The organism is Marinomonas sp. THO17, from assembly GCF_040436405.1.
Taxonomy (GTDB): domain Bacteria; phylum Pseudomonadota; class Gammaproteobacteria; order Pseudomonadales; family Marinomonadaceae; genus Marinomonas.
Genome location: NZ_AP031575.1, coordinates 2,311,704 through 2,335,232 on the forward strand (window position 1 = coordinate 2,311,704; position 23,529 = coordinate 2,335,232).

The window sequence follows — 23,529 nt, forward strand, 5'->3', positions numbered from 1 at the left end:
TAGCTATTATTAAGGGCGCCAGATTTGCCTCATCTTGCAAAGACTAAGGTCGTTTAAACTTTAAAATAGGACAAGGAGCGTTTTTGTGTTTCTGCTAACTCAGATAATTCGCTCGATGCTTGCATCGTCTCATTGATGGAGGACATATTTTGACTCACAGATTGATAGGTCTGATCCGTAATGCGAGCAATGTCTTCAGTCACGCTTAATTGTTCATGAGATGCTGCCGCCACTAAAGTATTCACGTCAGAAATAGACTGAACCGCAGCAGAAATGTCTTCAAAGGATTCTTTCACCTGAGTAGCCAGGTCAACGGACTCTTGAATCAAGTTTACGTTACTGCCCATGTTATTATTGGCACGCTCAGATTGTGATTGAAGTTTCTCGATGATCTCCTGAATGTTAACTGTCGATTCCTGAGTTTTTGAAGCCAAGTTACGTACTTCATCCGCTACCACAGCAAAACCACGACCCTGCTCACCAGCACGCGCCGCTTCTATCGCCGCATTTAATGCCAACAAATTAGTTTGTTCTGAAATACCACTGATGACCTCCGTCACTGACCCTATCTCAATAGCAAATTGACGTAATTCATCAACAATTTGTGCTGTCTCAGAGAATGAAGCATTAATTCGATCGGTCAGTTCAATATTTCTGTCTAACGTTAGTTGGCCACTGGCCGCATTTTCTTGCGCACGTTTAGCTTCTTCTTCTGCAACAACCGCTTTTTCACTGACCTCCTGAGAAGCAGAATTCAGCTCTTTTAAGGATGATGTAATTTGCTCAATTTGCGATAACTCACCTTGTGCGTTGGATTGAGTATTCTCCATAACGGAATTCAACTGCAAAGAGGCGGCTGCAACGTTTTCAGAGATCCCGTGAGAAGCTTTAATCAAGTTAGTCAGTTGTTCAGACAAATCCACAAAAGACAAATAAATACCCGTTTCTTTACCTGTTTTTACAAAGGTCTTCGTTAAATCCCCATTTGCCATGCCTTCAATCAATTGTGCAATTTCTTGTGGCGTGCCGCCTACGGGTTTGAGCACCAACTTATTTATCACCACATATAAAATGCACAGGGCAATCAAGATACTGACTAGGCCTAATACCAATGCAAATATCAGTTGCTGGTTGACCTTAGCGTAAATATTATCGTCTTCTTCTAATACAACAAATTGCCAACCGACCGTTTCCAATTCGCCCCAAAATCCAGTTAATGACACATCACGACCCAAGCTCTCAACAAACGCAGTGTATTGAAGTTCACGATTATCTTTATTTAAATCTTTGTATATTGGCCGTAATTCAAAAAGATTTTTGCCTACATTTGCAGGGTTAGGAGAGACCAATAAAGTACCATCTGATGTATAAAGATACATACCAGAGCGATCAGCGTATTGCTCCAAAACCGCATTCACTAAGACAGTGGAAACAACCGCAAAGTCGTCATTGACTTTTTGTGCCATAGCGATAATTTCATTACCTGTTAATGCGGATATAAAAGGCTTTGATATATACTCAGTTTTCCCTTCACGGAACAAGGCATTATAAAATGGGCGGTTAAGTTCCTTGGCATTAAAGTTGAAGATCTTACCTTCTGGCCCACCATACAACTCACCTTCTTTGTTCAATATGGCAATAGAATCTGTAATGCCTTGCTGAGAACGAGTAAGCGCATTAAGTTGCGTCAATCCACTAGCAGATAATTGATTTCCTTGAATATCATCATAATTAAGTTGAATTGAGGTCAGCATCTTCTGATAACCTTTGACTCTAGCGGTCAGCTCAGCAGCAATAGTCTGATTTTGCGCCTCAAGTATGGCTTTATTCAGTTCCACAGACTCACTTCTAAAAGAGACATAGTTAACGGCTGTAAACAAGCCAACAATGACCACAATAATGGCACCCAGGGTGCCAAAAATTTGTTTTTGAAATAGATTCATCTACTTTAATACCTTCCTGCTTTTAAAATTCCATTTAAATAAGCAACCGAACGACTGCTCTGCCCTTAATGCCATTGCCTAAATAAATAGTTGAAATGCATCAAATTTATAGCAAAAAAGGCATTTAAAGACAGTTAAAATGTGTGAGAAAAATGTAAGCTTCAATAACTAATGCTTAATTTTTTAGATTGAAGCTAGAGGTTACCTCGTAGGTTTGTTCCGCTGCCCCTGATAAATCCCCCGTTAACGCTCCCAGCTTGACTGAAGTCGCGTCGTTATTGGTCGATACTTTGACAATCTGATCCACATGTTGGGCAATGCCAGTAGCTTCTTCCGCCTGTTTAGCAACCAATTCCACTAAGCCTTCCAAACGCTGCTTAGCTGTTTCAGCGTCAACCTCAAGCTGGCTAAGAGGTGTCACTACCTCTTCAATTTGCTTTACACCCAAGCGCATTTTTTCCTGCCCTTGCGACATTTCAGTCGAGATTTGTGTGGATAAGCCACTGATTTGGGTGATGATAGTATCAATAGAACTGGTCACTTCTGCTGTATTGGTAGCCAAATTACGTACTTCGTCGGCCACCACGGCAAAACCTCGGCCACTCTCACCTGCACGAGCGGCTTCAATCGACGCATTCAATGCCAACAAGTTAGTTTGTTCGGCAATATCACGAATACTGTTTACGAATCCCGTTACCTGAGCAGAGCTTTCATTTAATTTGGCAACCGAACGTGCTGTCTCTTCAATATAAGCAGCCACCTCGGTGATGTCTGTTGAAGCTTGAGTAATAACACTCTTACCATGTTTGGCAAGATCGTGTGCTGATTCCGCTTGTTGACGTGAGACATTGGCATGCTCCACCATAATACCTGCACCTGTGGACAAAACTCCTACCGCGTTTTGGATATCCGCTGCCATTTCCATTTGTGAAGACGCCCCCTGTTGCACATCGCCTACGCTGCCACGAATATCATCCACTGCCAGCACCACAGTTTTGGCACTAGAATCAATTTTTCGTACCAGATCCGCTAAACTGGTACGCATACGATTTAAACTGGCAACAAGGTGGCCCAGTTCACCCGTATAGGATTGGGTAAATTCATTAGATAAATCACCACGGGCCACTTTATCGAGAAAAGCAATGATATGATCCAACGGATTAACAATGCTGCGGGTCATGAGAGTCGACATAACACCGCCTACCAACAAAGCCACCAAGCCTAAACCTATGATCAAGTAAATCGCCAGCTCAGAATCCGTAAGAACACTTTGCTGGCGTGTTTGCATTTCGCTACGTTGACGCTCAGCCAACGTATCGGCGGCATTCAAGAAGGTTTGTAATTGCGTTCGAGTGTTGCCCGCCATTAAGGCTTTAGCTTGTGCCAATTCACCAAACTCAAGGGCTTCTACTGTTTCTTGTAAGGCATTTTGATAAACCACTTTTTGTTCTTTTAATGCATCAATCAATGCCATGTCTTGTTCAGTTCGAACCAATCCGGTCATGATGTCTAAATTGTCATCGAGACTTTTATTACGCGCATCAATTTCTTGGTAAATAGCCACCCTTGCGTCTCTTTCTTCCAATACAAACAAGAGCAAAAGACGGCTCGCCAAACTTTCCGCATCCAGATTCAATTCACCACTGAGTTCAACCAATGCTGCATTTTCATCAACGATACTGCGAATATTGCCAGATACCGCCTGAAAACGAGTCACAGATAAGAGTACAACAAGCGCAAGCAAAGCCAGCAATACCAAGAAGCTAGTTCTAAGCCGCCCTTTGATGGTTGCAAATCCCAGCATAAAAAAGTCTCCAAAAAATTCTCACACATTACGACAAGACCATGGCCAGTCGGTTTTTAAGATTAGACGTTGATGATGAGATTTTCTTACAAAAAAGCCAACATATTTTTATGTTGGCTTTTAAAAGGGATGATTACGCTTTGGGAAAGCGTTTAAACGGTAAGGTATAAGCGATTAAAAACAATAAAGCGGCACAAACTACCACACTGGGCCCAGTGGGCGTATCCCAGCGATAAGAGCTCCATAATCCACTGCACACCGCCAGACAACCAATAATGCTGGCAATGCAAGCCATTTGTACAGGTGTTTTGGACAATTTACGTGCCGTTGCCGCCGGGATAATCATTAATGATGTGATCAAGAGCACTCCAACGATTTTCATTGCAACTGCTATCACCAAGGCCACCAGCAGCATCAAAAGTAAACGAATGGATTCCACTGGGTAACCTTCCACTTTGGCCAATTCTTCATTTACTGTTACGGCTAATAAAGGTTTCCAAAAAACGACCAATAAAGCAATGACCGCCAAGCCACCGCCATAAATCCAGTATACATCCAGCTGGCTAATGGCCAACAAGTCACCAAACAAATAGGCCATCAAGTCGATGCGCACGTCATCCAAAAAACTCACCGCCACCAAACCAAGTGACAGAGAAGAATGCGCTAAAATACCCAGTAAGGTGTCTGTCGCAATGATATGTTTCTTTTGTAAGGTCACTAAGACAGCTGCGAGCCCAACACATAAGACGATAATAGCGAGGTTAAGATTAATGTCTAATAACAAACCTAATGCCACACCCAACAACGCCGAGTGTGCCAGAGTATCACCAAAATAAGCCATGCGACGCCATACCACAAAAGCCCCAAGAGGTCCTGCAACCGAAGCCACTCCCAAACCACCAATCAAGGCTCTGAACAAAAAATCTAACATGTAATATTATTTCTCCGAAAAGCGAAAAACTCTGTATTTTTGGTGATCAATGATGGCAATTTGCGTGATTGTCTCGCTCAAGTATATCGCCGTGATCGTCATGAACATGATCATGATGGTGAGAGTAGATTGCAATCGACTCATCCGCACCAGGCACACCAAACAAGGCCTGATAAGCAGGGTGTCCTGTCACATGTTGAGGGGTACCAGAACAACAAACATGTTGGTTAATGCACACCACGGTATCCGTCTTCGCCATGACCAAGTGAAGATCGTGAGAGACCATGAGTACACCACAGCCTAGTTCGTCACGAATATTTTCAATTAGGTTATAAAGCTCAACTTGACCATTTACATCCACCCCTTGTACAGGTTCATCCAAGACCAGTAAATTGGGGCGATTCAATAAAGCGCGAGCCAACAATACCCGCTGTGTTTCACCGCCAGACAATACTTGTACTTGAGACTGCAGCAAGTGATCAATACCCAGTTTTTCCAAGGTGGGCATAATGGCTTTTTTATCAACACCACGCACCAAAGCTAGAAAGTGCTTTACCGTCAAAGGCAAAGTCGGATCAACATGCAATTTCTGCGGCATATAACCAATGCGCAAACTCTCATCAAGCATCACACGACCACTTGTGGCTCTTTGCAAACCTAATAAAGTACGAATTAAAGTACTTTTACCACTGCCATTTGGACCTATTAACGTAACGATTTCCCCTTCGTTAATAGTCATACTGATCTTGTCTAATAAGATACGACCATCAAATTCAATTCCTATGTCGGTAAATTGGACTAAAGGTTTGGTCATACTCTTACCTCTGTTTGGGCATTACGACAGTCCGCACATAAGCCAGTTAACTCAATGGTCTCTGATCTTAGCTCAAAGCCATGTTGAGCAGCCTTCGCGACTAGAGAGGCATGAATGTCTTGATAATCAAACTCCATGACGTTATGACATTCATCACAAATCAAAAAATACCCTTTATGCTCTTTATCAGCATGAGCGCAACCCAAATAAGCATTCATGGATTCTACTTTATGAATCAAACCGGCATTCAATAAAAAATCCAATGCACGATAAACCGTTGGCGGTGCCGAATTAAAACCTTCTTCCGCCAATTTGGCCAACAACTGATAAGCGCCTAGTGGACGATGACTCTCCCAAATCAACTCCAAAGCGCGACGACGCACCTTGGTTAAACGCTGACCTTGTTCCAAGCATAAAGCTTCTGCCGTTGCTAAAGCGGTGTTGATGCAATCACTATGGTTATGAGATGTGTTTTCACTCATTAAAAAGCCCTGCTAGCATTACTTAGGTAGCTCCATATCATTGAGCTACTGATTAATATCAAAGCCAAAGCCGCGATAAAGCCAAACACTTTAGACACCCGCTGACGCCAAACACTTTGCCCTCGACTCAAAAGAAAACCGGTATCTCGAATCAACACACTCACCGCCGCCAAACCCGCGACCGTAATAGCGGTACCCAAGGACATGGCAATGGTTGCTGCCAAGCCCCACTGAAAAATACCCGCACTCATGGAAAACAAAAGCACCAGCACCGCCCCAGTGCAAGGACGAATACCGACAGCCAGAATCATCGCCCACACGCTTCGCTGAGCCACTTTTGCTTCTTCTTTCGCGTCATGATGCTCATGATGATGTTCACAACCACATGCTTGCTCGCTCTGTTTATCCTGATGATCATGATCATGAGCATGAGCATGAGCATGAGCATGAGCATGATGATCTTGCGAATGATCGTGTCCACAACTGGATTTACCACGCATTAAACGTGACAAAATCCACACACCAATTAACCCCACCGCAGCAAAACTGGCGATTTCAAAAAAGCGAGAAATCTGCATCGCCCGACCGGCCAAAGAAAAAACTTGACCTAACACTAAAATCAAAGCGACCGCCATCAAGCCCTGCACAGCAGCACACAAAAAGGCGATAATAATTCCCTTACGCATAGAAGCACGACTGGCCAACATATAGGAGGAAATCACCGCCTTACCGTGTCCTGGGCCCGCCGCATGAAACACTCCATACAAAAAGCTAACCGAGACCAAGCTCCACAATAAAGCGGTACTGCCGCCTTTGCTGATAGCTCGTACAAGCGACACCAGTTCACGGTGAAAATTGGCCTGCTGCGCGATAACCCATTGAATAAAATCCTGATACAAGGAAAAATCCGCTGCATACAAAGGTGAGGTCAAACAGAAGAAAGACAAAAAAACGATTACAACATGCTTCGCCATACTGGCACTCACTTAAAGGTTAAACTGATTTTGTTATGGTATAACAAGTCTTACCTTAGGAGAAGTCGTTACATGAAATCGTCACACTATGGAATTGACTGCACCATAACCTTTGTTAAATAACCCCTGACACTAGATTAGAACAGAGTCTAACATGACCCTCACCAAGATAATGGTGACTTTAGCAAGCAAACTGATTAGGTGATGCCTATAGATTCACCACGAGCTAGTGCGAAAACATAGATAACATAAAGAAAGGAATACAAGTCTCATCCAAAAGGGATGAATAAACTCAAGCAGGCTTAGCAAAAAACACTAGGGAAGGTACGAACAAGCTCACTGACTTCAGCGTTGGCTTAATGCGAGCTTTACACCGAACCCCACCAGTAATATACCAGTGACGCCATCCATAACTTGCGCCACTCTTGGTCGCGCCAGCCAAACTCGCGCTTTGTGAATCATTAGTGCCAGAAACATTTGCCATACCATAGCAATAATAAAGTGGAGGCTAGCCATGAAAAGCGATTGAACCAAAGCCGAATGAAGGGGATCTATAAATTGTGGCAAAAATGCCATGTAAAAAATAATGGGCTTCGGATTCAACACATTAGATAAGATGCCTTGTCGGAAACTTCCCCAATAACCAGATATTGCCTTCCCCTTAACACTAAAACTCAAGCCTACAGGATGAGCAGCACTGCGTAATGCTTGTATCCCCAAATACACAAGATACCCTGCACCCAATAATTTAAAGGCAGTAAATAATCCGGCCGACCCCAGCAAAATAACAGACAAACCCAGCGCCGAGACAGTGGCATGAGCAAATAGCCCAAGACAAATGCCTAAGCTAGTAAGAAATCCTAAACGCCAACCGCCCAGAGCGGTGTTGCGCATTACCAAAATAGTATCGACGCCTGGACTCATGGTTAACGCACTAATCGCCAATAAAAAAGGCAACCATTGAAAATGCTCTAACATAGAATCCCCTCAAAATGAGCAATTAAGGCTGGCAGGTTACATCCACCCAATAGGCAACAGAGATTATTTCTGCATCACGCTCAACTGGGGTGCAAATCTCTGCCATGGTGCCAGTCAAACGTACAAGACCTTCTTCCATTGGCTCCATAGCGAAATAGAGTTCGTCATCACCAAATGCCAAACTCAGTGTGGAGGTTTGCAAATCCACTTTTTCAGGCAAATCAATGACCATACGCATCCATAACATTTGGTCACGAATACGTACATCCATTACTTGAACCTTCTTTTGTACAAAATCGACGCCATCACGCTTCATTTTGATGAAAAAACCATAGTTTTCGAAGCTTTTTAAGACTTCCAGCATATCAAGTTTTTCTTGCCCTTCTAGCTCACCATTGGCATCAATATCGTATTCTGCAATTAAGCTCGTAGAAGTAAATAAGTCCAAGCTCCAAGTGGCTTCTAAACGGTCAATTTGCGTGGAATCGACTTTCACACGATATTGTGTGTCTACCCAAACATGTGGGTGAGCAAGAGCCACCATAGTGAAGAAAGACAACAAACAGCTAATGGCAAAACGTAACATCACAACTCCGTAATAGCAGGCACAAAACGAACCCGCGCTTCCAATATACGTTGAAATTCCTGTGGATCATGTTGTTGTGCTAAACGCTCAGGATCATGCTTGGCCCCATGCCAAGCTTCCAAACGTGATAACCAAAAACGTAACGCAGCGATTCGCAACATATGAGGCCAAGCTGTAATCTCATCCGCATTAGGCTCACGCTCATAACAATAGGCTTTCATCAGAGCACGATACTTGTCCATGTCCAGTTCACCCGTACTCAAGTCTGAACACCAGTCATTTACCACAATAGCCAGATCGTACATCACCCAAGAGTAGCAGGCATTATAAAAATCAATAATGGCCGATAAATTTTCACCATCAAACAGGGTATTGTTATAAAACAAGTCACCATGAATGGTGGTTTTAGGCAAGGCATCATACTCTACAATAAAGTCATCAAAGGCAGCGATTTGTGATTGTAAAAGTTCGGCTTGTTTTGAATCCAATTCAGGTAACAAACTTGCACTCGTAGCATGCCACCATGCCATGCCTCGATGACTTTCGCGCTGCTCCGGAAAATCCTCTCCAGCAATATGTAATTTGGCTAAAGCAGAACCCATTTGACGACAGGTTTTAACGCTGGTTTGCTCAAGACCTTCTCCGGGAAAACAATCAACAATAATGGCTGGCCTGCCTTTGACAACACGTAAACGTTCACCATGAATGTCAATCAAGGCCGCCGGCACGTTAAAGCCTTTGTGCTTTAAATGAGCCACCACATCCAAAAAATAAGGCACTTCATCGAATTCAAATTCTTCAAACAAAGTCAGCACATACTTTCCTGTGGAGGTAGTTAAAAAGTAGTTTGTGTTTTCGACACCACCGGAAATTCCTTGAAATGACACTAACTCACCTAAGTAATAATCTGCGACCAAAGCTCGCATGTCAGAGTCAGTAAGGGATGTGTATACAGCCAAGTTATGTTACCTATCGATAATCAGAAATTGAAGCAAGATGAAACCGCCTATGCTCCACAATAAGGGCTAAAAGGTCAAATGAGTTCTTGTTCAAAATAGCAAGAAAGCCACTTATCTCCCTATTAATATTCAATAAAAAGACATTTTGATACTAAGATACAACAGAGTTTTACTTTGGCGGGGTATAAAATTGATAAAGCTCAATAGAAAGATGATTGTCTGTTTTTGCCATTTCAGCCTATTCAAATACCATCTTGCTGAGCAATATTAGGTTTTTCGTTGTAAAGTACTCATAAGACAAGCTGTAAGCTTATTGAGGTCGAAGAGGTCTTAAGGAAGATCGAACACATCCACATAGGATGTCAGCTTGTAGATATTTCTCTCTTATTCACACCTTCCTTAACCAATACCAAACTTTCATTATCAAACCAACTGAGCGTATTAAATTTGATAAACGATAAGCATCATAAAATTAACATTCTCATACCAGCGACTTATCGGCTACTTATCGTGACGATAATCTCGAGCTTAATTTTTATTACGCTATTTACTCACATTTCAACGCCTTTTGAACTACATGCTTTTCAGCCTATTAGTATCTTTCTGACCAACAGCTTTCTACTGATTTATTTGCGCTTCGATCCCAAAAAAAGAGTTAATCAAGTCATTAAAATTTATGGCTACATTTTGCTTATCGTGTCTGTGCTCAACACACTGTATTACACAACAAGAGCTTGGCAAGGCGAGATGTCTTTTATTGAAAATTTCCCTCCTATTTCAGGTATGACCATTTTGACCATGACCTTAATCATGCTGATGATTCCTGAAAAACTAAATAAACTCATTATTCTAACCTGGACCCTAAACGCACTGCCTGTTTTGTTACTGTTAGCTACGCATCCTGAAGAATTGCAAACCCCACGCGGTTACGATCTGTTATTTTTATTCGGCCCAGCTAGCCTATTAGTACTGCTGATTATTCCTTATCAACGCAGTCTGAAAAGTCACATGGATAAAATCCACTTTGATCTAAAAAACTCTCGGGAAGAAGCTGACCGAGATTTTTTAACCGATGTATTTAACAGAAGGGGACTCAATAGCTGGCTAAATGAATTAGAAGACAACAGCCAAATAAGCATAATGCTAATCGATATTGATCATTTTAAAAGCATCAATGATAAGTTTGGACATGACATAGGCGACCATGTATTGATCGAGTTTGCGTCTCGGTTACGCACCGTTTACCATGGCACGCACGCTCTTGCTCGCTGGGGGGGTGAGGAGTTTATTGTGGTTATAGTCAATTCCACTAGGGATAAAATACAAATCGTTAGTGAGATGTTTAGAACCGCACTCAGTCAATTGCCCTATAAAGAAGTAGGAAAAATAACCGCCAGCATTGGCGTCTCCCAAGTGAATTCCATCGATGGCTTTTCTACCATGGTAAAAGAAGCCGATACCGCCCTGTACATAGCTAAAAATCATGGCCGAGATCAAGTCGTCATGTACACCGGCTCATTAACGAAAGATCTGCTTTCAGACCTTGCCCCCGAAAAAAATTAATTTCTCACAACACGACAGTGTAAAAATTATTCCAAGCGCTTAAAATAAACCCTCTTTGCCATTTAATACAGAGGTTTCATTTTGGCTACGGATTCTGCACAACAAAACACGCCCATGATCTTAGTAGATGGCTCATCTTATTTATATCGAGCTTTCCATGCGATTCCCCCACTGACCACCAGCCAAGGCCAACCTACCAATGCCGCTCGCGGTGTGATCAGCATGATTCGTAGCCTAATCAAAAATTACCCAAGTTCACCTATCGTGGTGATTTTTGATGCCAAAGGGAAAACCTTTCGCGACGAGATTTACAGCGAATACAAAGCACAACGTCCTCCTATGCCAGACGAATTGCGTCTGCAAATTGAGCCGATTCATCGCATGATTGAAGCCATGGGACTGCCACTTATCATCATTGACGGCGTCGAAGCCGATGACGTAATTGGCACCATCGCCAAACAAGTCGGTGAGACAGGGCGCGACGTGATTGTCTCCACGGGGGATAAAGACATGGCGCAGCTGGTCACCGACAAAGTCACCTTGGTAAACACCATGACAGACACAGTCATGGACATCCAAGGGGTGAAAGACAAATTCGGCATTCCACCTGAATTAATCATAGATTATCTGGCACTCATGGGCGATAAGGTAGATAACATTCCTGGCGTACCGGGCGTTGGCGAGAAAACGGCCCTTGCCTTGTTACAAGGCCTTGGCAGCATAGATGACATTTATCAGCGTTTGGATGAGATCGCTGCGCTTGGTTTCCGTGGTTCAAAAACCATGAAGCAAAAAATGCTCGACAACAAAGACATGGCGGAACTGTCTTACACCCTCGCCACCATCAAGTGTGATGTTGAACTGCCGTTCAATGCCCTAGAATTAACCAATAATCAGGCAGACAAAGAAGCCTTGCGTGAATGGTTCACCAAACTGGAATTCAAAACCTGGTTAAAAGACTTAGATAAAGCGCCTAGCGTTGACAATCCAGACGACACAGTGGGTAATCTGGACGGCCAAGCCACCGCCAGCAAATCTGACATCCAAGTGCAGTACGATACCATTTTAGACAAAGCCAGCTTCACAAGCTGGTTTGAAGCCATTCAACAAGCCGATTTAGTGGCGTTTGATACCGAAACCACCAGCTTGAATTACATGGCCGCCGAGTTAGTTGGTGTGTCTTTTTCTATTGAAGCCGGCAAAGCCGCCTATCTGCCACTTGCCCACGACTATGAAGGCGCACCAGAGCAACTGGATCGTGATTGGGTACTAGAGCAGCTTAAACCTTGGCTGGAAGACGAAACGGCAGCAAAAGTTGGTCAGCATTTAAAATATGATGCCAATGTGTTGAATAATTATGGCATTCGTCTAGGTGGCATTATTTACGACACCATGTTGGAATCTTACGTCTTTAACTCGGTCAGTTCTCGCCATGATATGGGCAGCTTGGCCGAAAAGTTCCTCGACCATAAATGCGTCAGCTTTGAAGACATTGCCGGCAAAGGTGCAAAGCAAAAGACCTTCAACCAGATCGACTTAGAACAAGCGGCTTTTTATGCAGCGGAAGACGCAGATATTACACTGCGCTTGCATCAAGCCATTTGGCCACAGTTAGAGAAAACACCTGAGCTGGTGAGTATTTTCAAAGACATCGAATGTCCATTAGTGCCCGTATTGGCCAAGATGGAACAAACTGGCGCACTGATTGACCCTGAATTATTGCACGCGCAAAGCAGTGAAATTGCCACCAAACTTCAAGAATTGGAAATCAAAGCCCATGAAGAAGCCGGGGAAAGTTTTAACCTGAGCTCACCAAAGCAGCTACAAGTCATCTTATTTGAAAAGCTGGAATTGCCCATTATCAAGAAGACACCAAAAGGTCAGCCTTCCACTGCTGAACCGATTTTGCAGGAGCTGGCCGAAAACTACGAATTGCCTCGTATCATTATGGAACACCGCAGTTTGTCTAAGCTCAAATCCACCTACACAGACAAACTGCCCGAAATGCTACAAAAGACAGGTCGTATTCATACTTCTTACCATCAAGCGGTGACCGCTACTGGGCGTTTGTCTTCTACCGATCCGAACTTACAGAACATTCCGATTCGTACCGCCGAAGGTCGTCGCATTAGACAGGCCTTTATTGCACCAGAAGGCTATAAACTGGTGGCAGCAGACTATTCGCAAATCGAACTACGTATTATGGCGCACTTATCACAGGACAAAGGCTTACTGGACGCGTTTGCCAACAACGCAGATGTACACAGAGCCACCGCTGCAGAAGTGTTTGAAAGCACAGCTGAAGAAGTCACGACGGAACAACGTCGTCGTGCCAAAGCCATCAACTTTGGCTTGATTTACGGCATGTCAGCCTTTGGTTTAGCCAAACAACTTGGCATCGCTCGTCCAGAAGCGCAAAAATACGTACAACGCTACTTTGAACGTTATCCCGGCGTGCGTACCTACATGGATAACACACGTGAACAAGCCAAAGAAAAAGGCTTCGTGGAAACCATCTATGGTCGTCGTTTGTACTTGCCCGATATCAAGGCGAAAAACGCCATGATGCGCCAAGCCGCTGAACGCACCGCCATCAACGCGCCTATGCAAGGCTCTGCTGCCGACATCATCAAACGCGCCATGATCCAAATGCACAACTGGCTTGCCGACACCGACCTAGATGTACGTATGATCATGCAAGTACATGATGAACTCATCTTTGAAGTGGCCGAAAAAGACCTAGCGGCAGCGCAAGAAAAGATTGTCGAGATCATGCAGAATAGCAGCAAGATCGACGTGCCTTTGCTTGTGGAAGCAGGCGTAGGGGATAACTGGGACGAGGCGCATTAGTGCGCTTCTTATTAAGGAATTCTCAATTCAAATCTTTAAATCTCTAGGAAGAGGTAATAATGGAATTAGACAATATAGATAAGTCTCATATTGAGCGTTACTTCGATATGCAAAGTGGATATGTCCTCCACTATTCAAATCGAACTTTTGAAGACCTTTTCCATTCCTTTGGAATATCTATATATGATGAGATGTATTCAGACTTAGGCACATCAAAGGCCAAAAGACTAAGATCATTCATTCAGAAAAATCACCATGACCTTGTAAAGGCTGTTCTCCTGAAAATGGTTGAGGAATATGATTCTCATTCGACATTTCAATATATGAGTTCAGATGATAAGGTAAAAATTGCTGAGAATAGAAGCAAGTGTATACAAGCGATAAACAATATCGGGACTATCTCTCACCATATTAGCTCACCAACTAATATTACACCCCCTATTCTAATAACTGAGAGCAACACACATACTCACCACTCAACTAAGTTCCAGTCATCCAAAGGTGGCAACATGCCTGATCAAACTACACCCCATACTTTCCAATCAGTTCAAAAGCATAAGGTTTTTATCGTACATGGACACGACGAACATTTGCTTTTAGAAGTAGAGAACCTTTGCCGAAAACTAAACTTAGAACCTATAGTTTTAAAAGATCAATCAAGTGGTGGGGCAACAATTATAGAGAAGCTTGAGAAGCACAGTGATGTTACTTATGCAATTGTCTTGTATACAGAATGTGATGAAGGGCGAAGAGTTGGTACGGAGACAGTTCGTAAACGCGCTAGACAAAACGTCATTTTTGAACATGGCTATTTTATTGGCACTTTGGGACGAGATAAAGTTTCATCAATAATTAAAGGTGATATTGAAATTCAAGGAGACGTAAGTGGAGTGGTATATATAATGCATTCTCAGGATTGGAAATACCAAATCGCTAGAGAAATGAAGGATTCTGGATTAACTATAGATCTCAACTACTTATAATGAAGCTGTCAGATAAAGGAATACTTATCTGACAACACAAAAAAAGCTATTAAGATTTAATAATTGTCATATCAAAGCCTTTACAACCTACGTATCCTTCTGGCTGCCATACTCTTCCAGTAGCAGATATAAATTCAGAATCTATTTGACCTACCAAACCAATAGTGGAGTAGCTTTCTTTAGGTTTAATAATAAATTCATGAGGACCTAGTGGCTTTAACTCAAAGTTTCGAGTACCTCTATTTAGAATACCTCTTAATTCAAAAGCCCCATTATTTATCGTTTCGCCATCGAATCTATCGACTTCAGTGAACGCAGCCAATGCATTTATTTTTATTTCATCTGAATAATAATCTAGCTCTTTAATTCTAATATTTAACAATGCTTTATGATTATTACAACTATAGTTAGCTTTCCATACATCCTCTGTATGAATATTTTCATTCAAATTCGCACTATCGACAGTAATATAAATCGTAATAACCGCCGAAATTAAACTGATACCTGCAACAATCTTTCTTCTAAGCCAATGTAATTTCATTTATTCTCCACTATCTAAAAAGAAATAAAAAAAGCAAAAAACACAAAACTGGATAAAAACACAGTACTGAATAAAAACACAGTATCATTTATTTAGCAAGAAAAGAATCTCTGACTTAACAGACCGCCCACGATAAAAAGTGATTTGGCATTCACCACAATCAGTCCGCTTTAGACAGAACTGAACCTTTCTACTTCGTTGCTATCAATATCCTAGATGTCGTCGAGTAATTAACGATTTTAGGCGGACTGTACTCTTACTAAATCAGGCAATATGGGATGAAAAGGGAGTTAGAGTTTACTAGGCGAATAAATGTTTTGCTTTGCCTATTTTCGATCGGCGTTTGTAGCCAGCATTCTGGCTGTAGTGAGATAAGATCAGCTCTGTGCCAACTGCTCAGAGGGTAATTCTCGTTGTGCCGCTGCCACCGAGCTTTCTTGGCGTCACTAGCCTACCTGTTAGCTTCTCGACCTCCTCTTTAAAACGTTCGTTTCCCAGTGCCATGTCTAAATGTCTAGCGGATCGAATCCGTCCTAGTTCTTCTGGGATATGGTGTTTGAATAAAGCTCGATATAAAGTTCATGTGATTGCCACGGAGCAATTGGGTTCAGAAGAAAATACATCACATAGGTATGCAATCAACTTCGCTTTTTGTAGTCCGCATAGGCTTGCGCATGTTGATGGATGATGTCTAAGGCAATTTCGTCATCCATCAAGTCAGCAGGAACGCCTTCAATATTTGCTAAACCACTTGCTGGGTGTAATGGTCGCTCTAGCCATTTCCACGCTTTTGGTACACTGCCTTCAACACTTTTCTGGCTTAGGATATTCAGAATTTCTTGGACTTTTTCTGGATATTTAAACCAACTAACAGGCTTTATGGCAGATTTCGCCCCAGGGACACGGCATGGTAGCTGTGACATTTGCAGTTCTTCTTCGTGTATATACTTGATCGTCCAATCGGCATAATCTTTTAAGGACTGATTTCCCTTCCGTTCTGAATCACTTTTTCTCATAGGAATAATCAATCCTATTTTGACGGGAGAGCGTTGTTTCAAGGCATTATGAGACTGAATTTTTCGTAGTGCTGGGATGATATCGGTGTCGTTGGTCACAAAAACAATGTGCTCAAGTGTTAAATCTGTCACGGCGTCATAGACTGCTTCCAAAGCCACATTAACATCGCTTTGCTTCTCTTCCATTTTCCATATTTTCACCCGCTCAGAAAACTTAGGCTCTTTTTCTTTCCCTCTCTCGTCTAACTCAACTTTTGGAAATTTAGTTTTATCAATTGAGTAGTTACCCTTGACGATTTGCAATCTACCTTGGCGGTAATTATGTAGTGCGAGATGATAAGCGCGCTGATCATTCAAAGAGCTACTATCCGAGGACGCGCGTTCAGATATTTCAGCGGTAAAAAACTTAACCGCCAGTTCATCAAGAGCAGATTCAGGGGCTCCAGAACGCACCAATAAAGTTTCAACAAGAGAAACAGGATCCAACCATTTATATGGCGAGCCTTTTAAGCAACCAAAGTAGAAGTTGTAACCATCAATGTAAACTCTCGTTTTTATGCTAGGTGTAGGCTTTTTGGAGAATCTTACTGATTGATAAGCTTTACATAAAAGCTCAGAGAAAAGGTGAAACATGAATTTCCATATCCATATTTGTAAATGGCCTTCCGAGGCCTAAATGTGAAAAAACCGACACTAGGCCGGCTTATTCGTCCAACTCCAGGGGTCTGTATGTCGCCACGCGTGGAAGAAGGATAAGTTGTGTTCACAATATAGCCAAGTAAAGTTTACATTGCAATCTCTATATCGTTAAGAGTTAAAGAATCGTTAGGAGAGGAACAATTGGGGACAGATAAATAAGTATTCCTCAGCACTAATGGCACAAGATTTCAGTCGGTGCGCCAGTTTTTTGCTAGGTGTCCTTGAAGTAACGAACATAGTACGATGAACTCATTTTCGAAGTGGCCGAAAAAGACCTAGCGGCAGCGCAAGAAAAGATAGTCGAGATCATGCAGAATAGCAGCAAGATTGATGTGCCTTTGCTTGTGGAAGCAGGCGTAGGGGATAACTGGGACGAGGCGCATTAATAAATATATTTTGGAAAGTAAGTACTAATACAATGCTTACTTTCCATTTATGTTGATATGATCTTGTCGCTATCTTTATACGTAGTAGTAAGCATGGCTCACAAGAAACCTCACTTACCCGAAAAAATCTGCTTAGCTTGTCAACGCCCTTTTAAATGGCGAAAGAAGTGGAAACGAGATTGGCAAGATGTAAAATACTGCTCTGTTCGCTGTAGGAAACAAGGTATCGAGATCAAGTAGTAAGCTGTAGGTTAATCTCGAAACTAAGATGACTCCATCCTTCGCATATGCTTTACTTTGTACACAGCAGTGGATGCCTCAAGTGGTAGGAAGTAAGCATTAATGCCAAAAAATAACTCTCAATCTAAGGCTAATCCTAAACCTAAGACCAAGTCGCAATCTAAAAATAAGTCTAAGTCGCAATCTAAAGTCCAACCCAAACGCAGTGTATTAAGACGATTATGGCTTGGGCTGGTAAAAAAGCTTTGGTATGTGTTTTGGCGTGTTACTTTGGTTTTTATCTTACTCTTATTACTGTTTCGATTTGTCCCTCTGCCCACCACGGCTTTTATGCTACAGAGTGATTATCCTGTCGAATACGATTGGATCAGTATTGATAAGTTACCAGATCATGTGGCCTTGGCCATGGTAGCTTCTGAGGATCAACGCTTTCCTGTCCATAATGGCGTAGACTTCTCTGCTATACGTAAAGCTTTAGCACAATTTCTTAATGGCAAAGGTCTTCGTGGCGCCAGTACCATCTCTCAGCAAACTGCTAAAAATATCTTTCTTTGGCCGCAGCAGAGTTTCTTTCGCAAAGGAATGGAAGCCTTGTTAGCACTAAGCTTAGAAACCCTGTGGGGGAAGAAACGCATACTTGAAGTCTATTTGAACGTTGCCGAATTTGGCAAAGGTATTTATGGCGTTGAAGCCGCCAGCCAACATTACTTTGGCCGTTCTGCAAGACGTTTAACCAAAGATCAAGCCGCCCGTTTGGCCGTACTTTTACCCAGCCCTCGTACCAGAGACCCAGTTAATCTCACCCGCTATTTACGTAAGCGCGCCGCCTGGGTAGAGCTGCAAATGCGTCAACTGGGCAACAACTATTTAGCTTCCGTTCTAAATAAAGAATAATCGCTCTAGGATAATTACAAAAATCTGAGTCTATCTTTTACTTTACCGCGATTAATATTTCAGTAAGAAATAACTGATTGATTATATGAATATAATTTGTACCTTTTCGCTGGCTAAGATTTACGCTAACCTTTAACCACAGATCGCGGGCTAGGAGAGCTGATTTGTTTAAACCAAACTATTTTTTATTGGTCACTGCCGTTTTTGTATTGCTGGCTTTCGTCACCAGTCATATCTATTTCAAGTTGGCTTGGGCTTGGTTTGCCTTATCGTTTTTTACCGTCAGTTTGGCATATTTGCTAAACAAACCCACTATTTTCCGCAAACGTTCTGATGGCACCGTGCCCTTTTATATTCGCTGGGTTTTCATGCCATTTTTATGGAGTACTCAGTTCTATAATAGCTGGGCTCGCAGTAACGATCCCGTACCAGCTCTGCAAAAGATAGACGATGGTATTTATCTGGCCCGACGTCTCTTCCCTTCAGATATCCATGCCATTAAAGATGAAGACATTAGCGGCGTACTGGACGTAACCGCAGAATTTAGCTCATTAAACTGGACATCTTTGCAAGCCAATATCGACTACTTAAACATTCCAATATTGGATCATTCCGTGCCAACGGACACACAAATACAACGTGCCCTAAACTGGATACACACTCACAAAAAGAACGGTCGTTCGGTTGTCGTACATTGCGCTCTTGGTCGTGGGCGTTCGGTTTTCATGGTGGCAGCCTATTTATTGAGCCAATACCCAGATGCCAAGCCAAAAGAAATCATGAATAAAATTCGTGAGATTCGCTCTACTGTCAGACTCAATAATAAACAGTTCAAACACCTCAACCAAGCGTTTGAAAATAAGCGCCTAGTAGTGCATAACAGCGCTTGGATTATTGCTAATCCGGTGGCAGGCAAACGCCAGTGGGAAGAGGAAAAAGACAGCATATTGAAGCTGTTATCTGGTTATTACAACCTCACGGTGAAAACCACCACACCCGACGTCAATGGTACAGAGTTAGCCAAACAAGCCCTTGAAATGTCACCCGATATCATCATAGCTTGTGGAGGCGATGGTACAGTCACTGAAGTGGCCAGTGCCTTGGTTGGTACGAACATTAAACTGGGCATTATTCCCTTTGGAACGGCCAATGCACTCAGCCATGTATTATGCGGCAGCTTGTCAAAAATCGCTTCGACCGAAACCATTTGTCTCAACATTATTGATGGTTGCGAACGCCGCATTGACACAGCCACCTGCAATGATGAACTGATGCTCCTGCTAGCAGGGGTAGGCTTTGAACAGCAAATGATTGAGAAAGCGGATCGAGATAAAAAGAACAGCAGCGGTCAAATGGCTTACCTACAAGGTTTGTGGGAAGCCATTAGTCAAAACGAAGTACATGAGTTTACTATCACGCTGGATGATGAAGACAGTTTTGTTATTAAAACCCCAAGCTTAACCATTGCCAATTCGGCACCAGTAACCACGCTGTTAGCGCAAGGAAAAGGCCTACCTGACATTGAAGACGGTGAATTGGATTTAACTTGGCTGGATCCGGAACGCGCGCCAATACTTAATCTAGTTGAACTCGCTAGGTTGGGATTAAGCAGTAACGAAATCGACGAAAGCAATACGCCAAAAGATTCTGGAATTTTCCATAAAAGGGCTGCTAAAGTTCGCGTGGACATTAGCCAAATTGGCCATTATGTGGTGGATGGCGAAAACCGTGAGGCAGACTATTTGGAAGTAGAGGTACAGCCCAAATCATTGAGTGTTGTTGTACCTGAAACCGTTTTAAAATGAATTCTAAAGTAGGATTTCTATTTATTCTTAACCTTAAACGGATTGCTCAAAAAAACTCTGCAAAAAAACTTCAATGTCCTTATTTTTAAATCCCAAAACAAGGTTACAATGACGACCTTTAAATTTTCTAGGAACGAAAATGCACACCTCAGATCGTCAATTAGGATTTTATAAAATAGCTATTATTCTGGGTCTATTGTCTGCGATTGGCCCATTTGCTATTGATATGTATCTACCGGCTTTGCCACAAATCAGCCAGTTTTATCAGGTGGGCGTTGCAGAAGTACAATTCAGTTTAACGGTATTCCTCATCGCACAAAGTGTGTCACAGCTTTTTTACGGCCCGCTATCGGATAAATTTGGTCGTAAACCGCCCCTGTTTTTTGGTATGGGTATTTTCTTTGTTGCTACAATTGGTTGTATTTTTGCCTCATCATTGGATGAGCTCATCTTTTATCGTTTCTTTCAAGGAATAGGCGCGGCGGCTGGGATAGTCATAGCTCGAGCTATTGTGCGTGATCTTTATACTGGTGTGATGGCAACGAAATTGATGTCATTACTGATGCTGGTATTTGGCATTTCTCCGATTCTCGCCCCTTTGGTTGGCAGTACCATTCTCACCTTAACGGATTGGCGTGGGATTTTTGTTTTAGTGGCCATTTGTGCCGGTCTTGGCTTGTTACTGATTCAATTCGGCTTGCGTGAAAGCCAATCTTTAGAGGAACGCTTACACACTCGATCGCAAGGCAGCAGTGTGAAAGCCTATTTTGTGCTTTTAAAAGACAAGCATTACATGGGATTGGTGTTTGCTTGTAGCTTCGCTTTGGCCAATTTTTTCATTTATCTAGCAAACTCACCTTTTGTATTGATCGAACATTACGGACTTAACGAAACTCAATACGGTTTGGCCTTTGGATTAAATGCCATGTGTTTTTTCTTAGCCGCTCAGTTTAATGGTCGCTTATGCTCGCTTTACGGAATTGAGAATGTCATTCGAGTGGGTAAGTGGATTTGTGCTCTTGCTATGTGTTGTATGACTAGCCTTTACCTTGTCGGATTCGATTCTTTGTATTTGTTTATGGGATGTTACCTAATCGCCAGTGCCGGAGTTGGTTTAGTGATTCCCACAACCTCGATTCTTGCCATGGAAAATCACGGTCGTATTGCTGGAACCGCCTCCGCCTTATTAGGCACAATGCAAATGGCAATTGGGCCAATTTTCATTGCCATTCTAAGCCCATTCATGAACAAAGAACCTTTGCCTATGATACTTGGCATGACCTGTTGTTCGCTGATTGCTTTATTATTTGTTTCCTTCACCTTGGCAAAAAAAATACCTTTCGTTAAAGCCTAAATTTGCTATAAAGAAAGTACGACAAAATCATAATAAAAACGGAGGGGGAAATGTCACAACATCATACAGGTTCTTGTTTATGTGGACAGGTTAGTTACGAGCTAATGGGAGAATTTAAAAAATTTTTCTTGTGCCACTGCAGTCGCTGTCGTAAAACCTCTGGTACTTCACACTGTGCTAACCTTTTTGCTCCTGGAGCAGAACTTAACTGGTTAAGTGGCGCAGATAAAATCAGCTTATATCGCCATCCTGACAGCAATTTTGCACGCGCATTTTGCCAAACCTGTGGCTCAAATGTTCCGGTCGATGCGAAGGCCAGAGGTCTGGTCGTCGTACCTGCGGGCAGTTTAGATTGTGACCTTGATATGAAAGCTCAAGCCAATATTTTTATGGGCAGCAAAGGCAACTGGGACGTGGATCTTAATCAGGCCCCTTGTTTTGATGCCATGCCAAGCTAACCTCATCTCTCCTTAGAGTTGAGCTAATTTCTGCGCTGCAGCAAGCAGGGTAGTTTCGTCTTTAGCAAAACATAAACGGATGAGTCGTTGTTCTACCGGTGGATTTTGATAAAAAACACTGATAGGAATAGCGGCCACACCTATCTCTTTGACCAAATAATGGCAAAATGCCACATCGTCTAAATCGCTAATCTCACTGTAATCCAATAATTGGAAATAGGTGCCTTGGCAGGGTAGAAGTTGAAAGCGACTAGCAGCCAAGGCAGAACGTAAAATATCTCGTTTGTTTTGGTAGAAGGGTGAGAGTTCACCACTGGCCCGTGGTGTATCTAATAGATGCTCGCCAATCGCTTGTTGAAATGGGGTGGCCGTACTAAAGGTAATGTATTGATGAAGCTTTCTAAGCTCACGAGTGATGATTTCTGGTGCAACCACATAACCTACTTTCCAACCAGTAAGGTGAAAACTCTTACCAAAAGAAGACACCACCATACTGCGCTGCGCTAATTGATCATGACGATGCACACTGACACTTTGAGTTTGATAATGAATAAATTCATACACTTCATCGGATAAGACATTAATGTTTTTGTCTTTTATCACTTGCCAAAGCTGCTCCAAATCTTCTGTCTGCCAACAGGTTCCAGTAGGGTTGTGTGGGGTATTTATTAACACTAAACGGGTTTTATTTGTCACCAAAGCAGCAAACTGAGACCAGTCTGGTCGAAAGTCTGGCGCAGTTAATACCACACGTTTGCAAACACCACCGGCTAGCATCACCGCAGGTTCGTATAAGTCATAAGCAGGATCAAACAATATCACTTCATCATCCGGTCTCACCAAGGCAGTAATACCATCAAAAATGGCTTCTGATGCACCACTGGTCACGGTAATTTCTTTCTCTACATCGACCTGTCGGCCGTAATAACGAGCAATAAGATTTTGAATGGCTTCACGTAATATTGGTAAGCCAATCATAGGTGCATATTGATTATTACCATGCAAGATAGCGTGAGAAGCACGCTCCAAAAGTGCATGATCTGCTGAAAAATCCGGAAAGCCTTGAGATAAATTAATCGCTTCATATTGCGCCGCAAGGGACGACATTTGCGTAAAGATAGTGGTGCCAACTTGAGGTAATTTGGAAGTTAATGTCACGAGTAAAACCTTAAAGTAAGAAGCGATAAGCGGATACGTTAAAAGACCTACACAAGCAGGGTCAACCTTTCTTTTTCAACAAGGCCAAAATCCTCAACATGAGACAAAAAA

21 protein-coding genes are annotated in these 23,529 nt (G+C 42.5%); 9 read left to right on the top strand and 12 right to left on the bottom strand.

From position 1 onward, the window contains the following. Positions 1-53: 53 nt before the first annotated feature. From ABXS85_RS11070 to ABXS85_RS11110, 9 genes are all read right to left on the bottom strand, one after another. Complete coding sequence (locus ABXS85_RS11070; RefSeq protein ID WP_353666592.1) at positions 54-1,943, bottom strand: methyl-accepting chemotaxis protein; 1,890 nt, start codon at positions 1,941-1,943, stop codon at positions 54-56. A 175-nt stretch (positions 1,944-2,118) separates the two neighbouring features. Beyond that, a complete protein-coding gene (locus ABXS85_RS11075) occupies positions 2,119-3,747 on the bottom strand; it encodes a methyl-accepting chemotaxis protein (protein ID WP_353666593.1) in 1,629 nt (542 codons plus the stop codon). Positions 3,748-3,880: 133 nt separating this feature from the next. Next, the gene (gene znuB / locus ABXS85_RS11080; RefSeq protein ID WP_353666594.1) at positions 3,881-4,678 is read right to left on the bottom strand and encodes a zinc ABC transporter permease subunit ZnuB; all 798 of its coding nucleotides are present in this window, start codon (positions 4,676-4,678) and stop codon (positions 3,881-3,883) included. A 46-nt stretch (positions 4,679-4,724) separates the two neighbouring features. Beyond that, positions 4,725-5,492: a zinc ABC transporter ATP-binding protein ZnuC gene (znuC, locus tag ABXS85_RS11085; RefSeq protein ID WP_353666595.1), complete on the bottom strand. Its 768-nt coding sequence runs from the start codon at positions 5,490-5,492 to the stop codon at positions 4,725-4,727. Further along, the gene (locus ABXS85_RS11090) at positions 5,489-5,974 is read right to left on the bottom strand and encodes a Fur family transcriptional regulator (protein WP_353666596.1); all 486 of its coding nucleotides are present in this window, start codon (positions 5,972-5,974) and stop codon (positions 5,489-5,491) included. Before ABXS85_RS11090 ends, znuC begins: the two co-directional genes overlap by 4 nt. Then, on the bottom strand, positions 5,974-6,948 hold the full coding sequence (locus ABXS85_RS11095; protein ID WP_353666597.1) for a nickel/cobalt transporter: 975 nt from the start codon (positions 6,946-6,948) through the stop codon (positions 5,974-5,976). The genes ABXS85_RS11090 and ABXS85_RS11095 overlap by 1 nt, the downstream gene beginning before the upstream one ends. A gap of 345 nt (positions 6,949-7,293) precedes the next feature. After that, positions 7,294-7,926 (bottom strand): LysE family translocator, encoded by a 633-nt coding sequence (locus tag ABXS85_RS11100; protein ID WP_353666598.1) that lies wholly within the window; start codon positions 7,924-7,926, stop codon positions 7,294-7,296. A gap of 22 nt (positions 7,927-7,948) precedes the next feature. Then, the gene (locus ABXS85_RS11105; protein WP_353666599.1) at positions 7,949-8,512 is read right to left on the bottom strand and encodes a DUF1007 family protein; all 564 of its coding nucleotides are present in this window, start codon (positions 8,510-8,512) and stop codon (positions 7,949-7,951) included. Then, positions 8,512-9,471 (bottom strand): homoserine kinase, encoded by a 960-nt coding sequence (locus ABXS85_RS11110; RefSeq protein ID WP_353666600.1) that lies wholly within the window; start codon positions 9,469-9,471, stop codon positions 8,512-8,514. Before ABXS85_RS11110 ends, ABXS85_RS11105 begins: the two co-directional genes overlap by 1 nt. 747 nt (positions 9,472-10,218) lie before the next feature. Here ABXS85_RS11110 and ABXS85_RS11115 point away from each other — a divergent pair. From ABXS85_RS11115 to ABXS85_RS11125, 3 genes are all read left to right on the top strand, one after another. Then, complete coding sequence (locus tag ABXS85_RS11115; protein ID WP_353666601.1) at positions 10,219-11,034, top strand: GGDEF domain-containing protein; 816 nt, start codon at positions 10,219-10,221, stop codon at positions 11,032-11,034. Positions 11,035-11,148: 114 nt separating this feature from the next. Then, positions 11,149-13,884, top strand: a complete 2,736-nt coding sequence (gene polA / locus ABXS85_RS11120) for a DNA polymerase I (protein WP_353669771.1) — start codon at positions 11,149-11,151, stop codon at positions 13,882-13,884. Between the two features lie 59 nt (positions 13,885-13,943). Beyond that, on the top strand, positions 13,944-14,867 hold the full coding sequence (locus ABXS85_RS11125; protein ID WP_353666602.1) for a nucleotide-binding protein: 924 nt from the start codon (positions 13,944-13,946) through the stop codon (positions 14,865-14,867). A gap of 49 nt (positions 14,868-14,916) precedes the next feature. Here ABXS85_RS11125 and ABXS85_RS11130 read toward each other — a convergent pair whose 3' ends face one another. Further along, the gene (locus tag ABXS85_RS11130) at positions 14,917-15,408 is read right to left on the bottom strand and encodes a hypothetical protein (protein WP_353666603.1); all 492 of its coding nucleotides are present in this window, start codon (positions 15,406-15,408) and stop codon (positions 14,917-14,919) included. A gap of 638 nt (positions 15,409-16,046) precedes the next feature. Continuing rightward, the gene (locus ABXS85_RS11135) at positions 16,047-17,057 is read right to left on the bottom strand and encodes an NYN domain-containing protein (protein ID WP_353666604.1); all 1,011 of its coding nucleotides are present in this window, start codon (positions 17,055-17,057) and stop codon (positions 16,047-16,049) included. Positions 17,058-17,383: 326 nt separating this feature from the next. On the opposite strand from ABXS85_RS11135, the gene ABXS85_RS11140 reads away from it, so the two are divergent. The 6 genes from ABXS85_RS11140 to ABXS85_RS11165 all read left to right on the top strand — a co-directional run bounded on the left by ABXS85_RS11140 (position 17,384) and on the right by ABXS85_RS11165 (position 22,260). Continuing rightward, on the top strand, positions 17,384-17,509 hold the full coding sequence (locus tag ABXS85_RS11140) for a hypothetical protein (protein WP_353666605.1): 126 nt from the start codon (positions 17,384-17,386) through the stop codon (positions 17,507-17,509). Between the two features lie 93 nt (positions 17,510-17,602). Beyond that, positions 17,603-17,749, top strand: a complete 147-nt coding sequence (locus ABXS85_RS11145; protein ID WP_353666606.1) for a DUF2256 domain-containing protein — start codon at positions 17,603-17,605, stop codon at positions 17,747-17,749. A gap of 102 nt (positions 17,750-17,851) precedes the next feature. Next, the gene (mtgA, locus tag ABXS85_RS11150) at positions 17,852-18,643 is read left to right on the top strand and encodes a monofunctional biosynthetic peptidoglycan transglycosylase (protein WP_353666607.1); all 792 of its coding nucleotides are present in this window, start codon (positions 17,852-17,854) and stop codon (positions 18,641-18,643) included. 164 nt (positions 18,644-18,807) lie between these two features. Beyond that, a complete protein-coding gene (locus ABXS85_RS11155; protein WP_353666608.1) occupies positions 18,808-20,448 on the top strand; it encodes a diacylglycerol kinase family protein in 1,641 nt (546 codons plus the stop codon). 139 nt (positions 20,449-20,587) lie between these two features. Then, positions 20,588-21,802, top strand: a complete 1,215-nt coding sequence (locus ABXS85_RS11160; RefSeq protein WP_353666609.1) for a multidrug effflux MFS transporter — start codon at positions 20,588-20,590, stop codon at positions 21,800-21,802. A gap of 50 nt (positions 21,803-21,852) precedes the next feature. Next, positions 21,853-22,260, top strand: coding sequence for a GFA family protein (locus ABXS85_RS11165; RefSeq protein ID WP_353666610.1), 408 nt, complete (start codon positions 21,853-21,855; stop codon positions 22,258-22,260). A 12-nt stretch (positions 22,261-22,272) separates the two neighbouring features. On the opposite strand, the gene ABXS85_RS11170 is transcribed toward ABXS85_RS11165, so the two are convergent. Continuing rightward, complete coding sequence (locus ABXS85_RS11170; protein WP_353666611.1) at positions 22,273-23,418, bottom strand: methionine aminotransferase; 1,146 nt, start codon at positions 23,416-23,418, stop codon at positions 22,273-22,275. Positions 23,419-23,529: the final 111 nt, after the last annotated feature.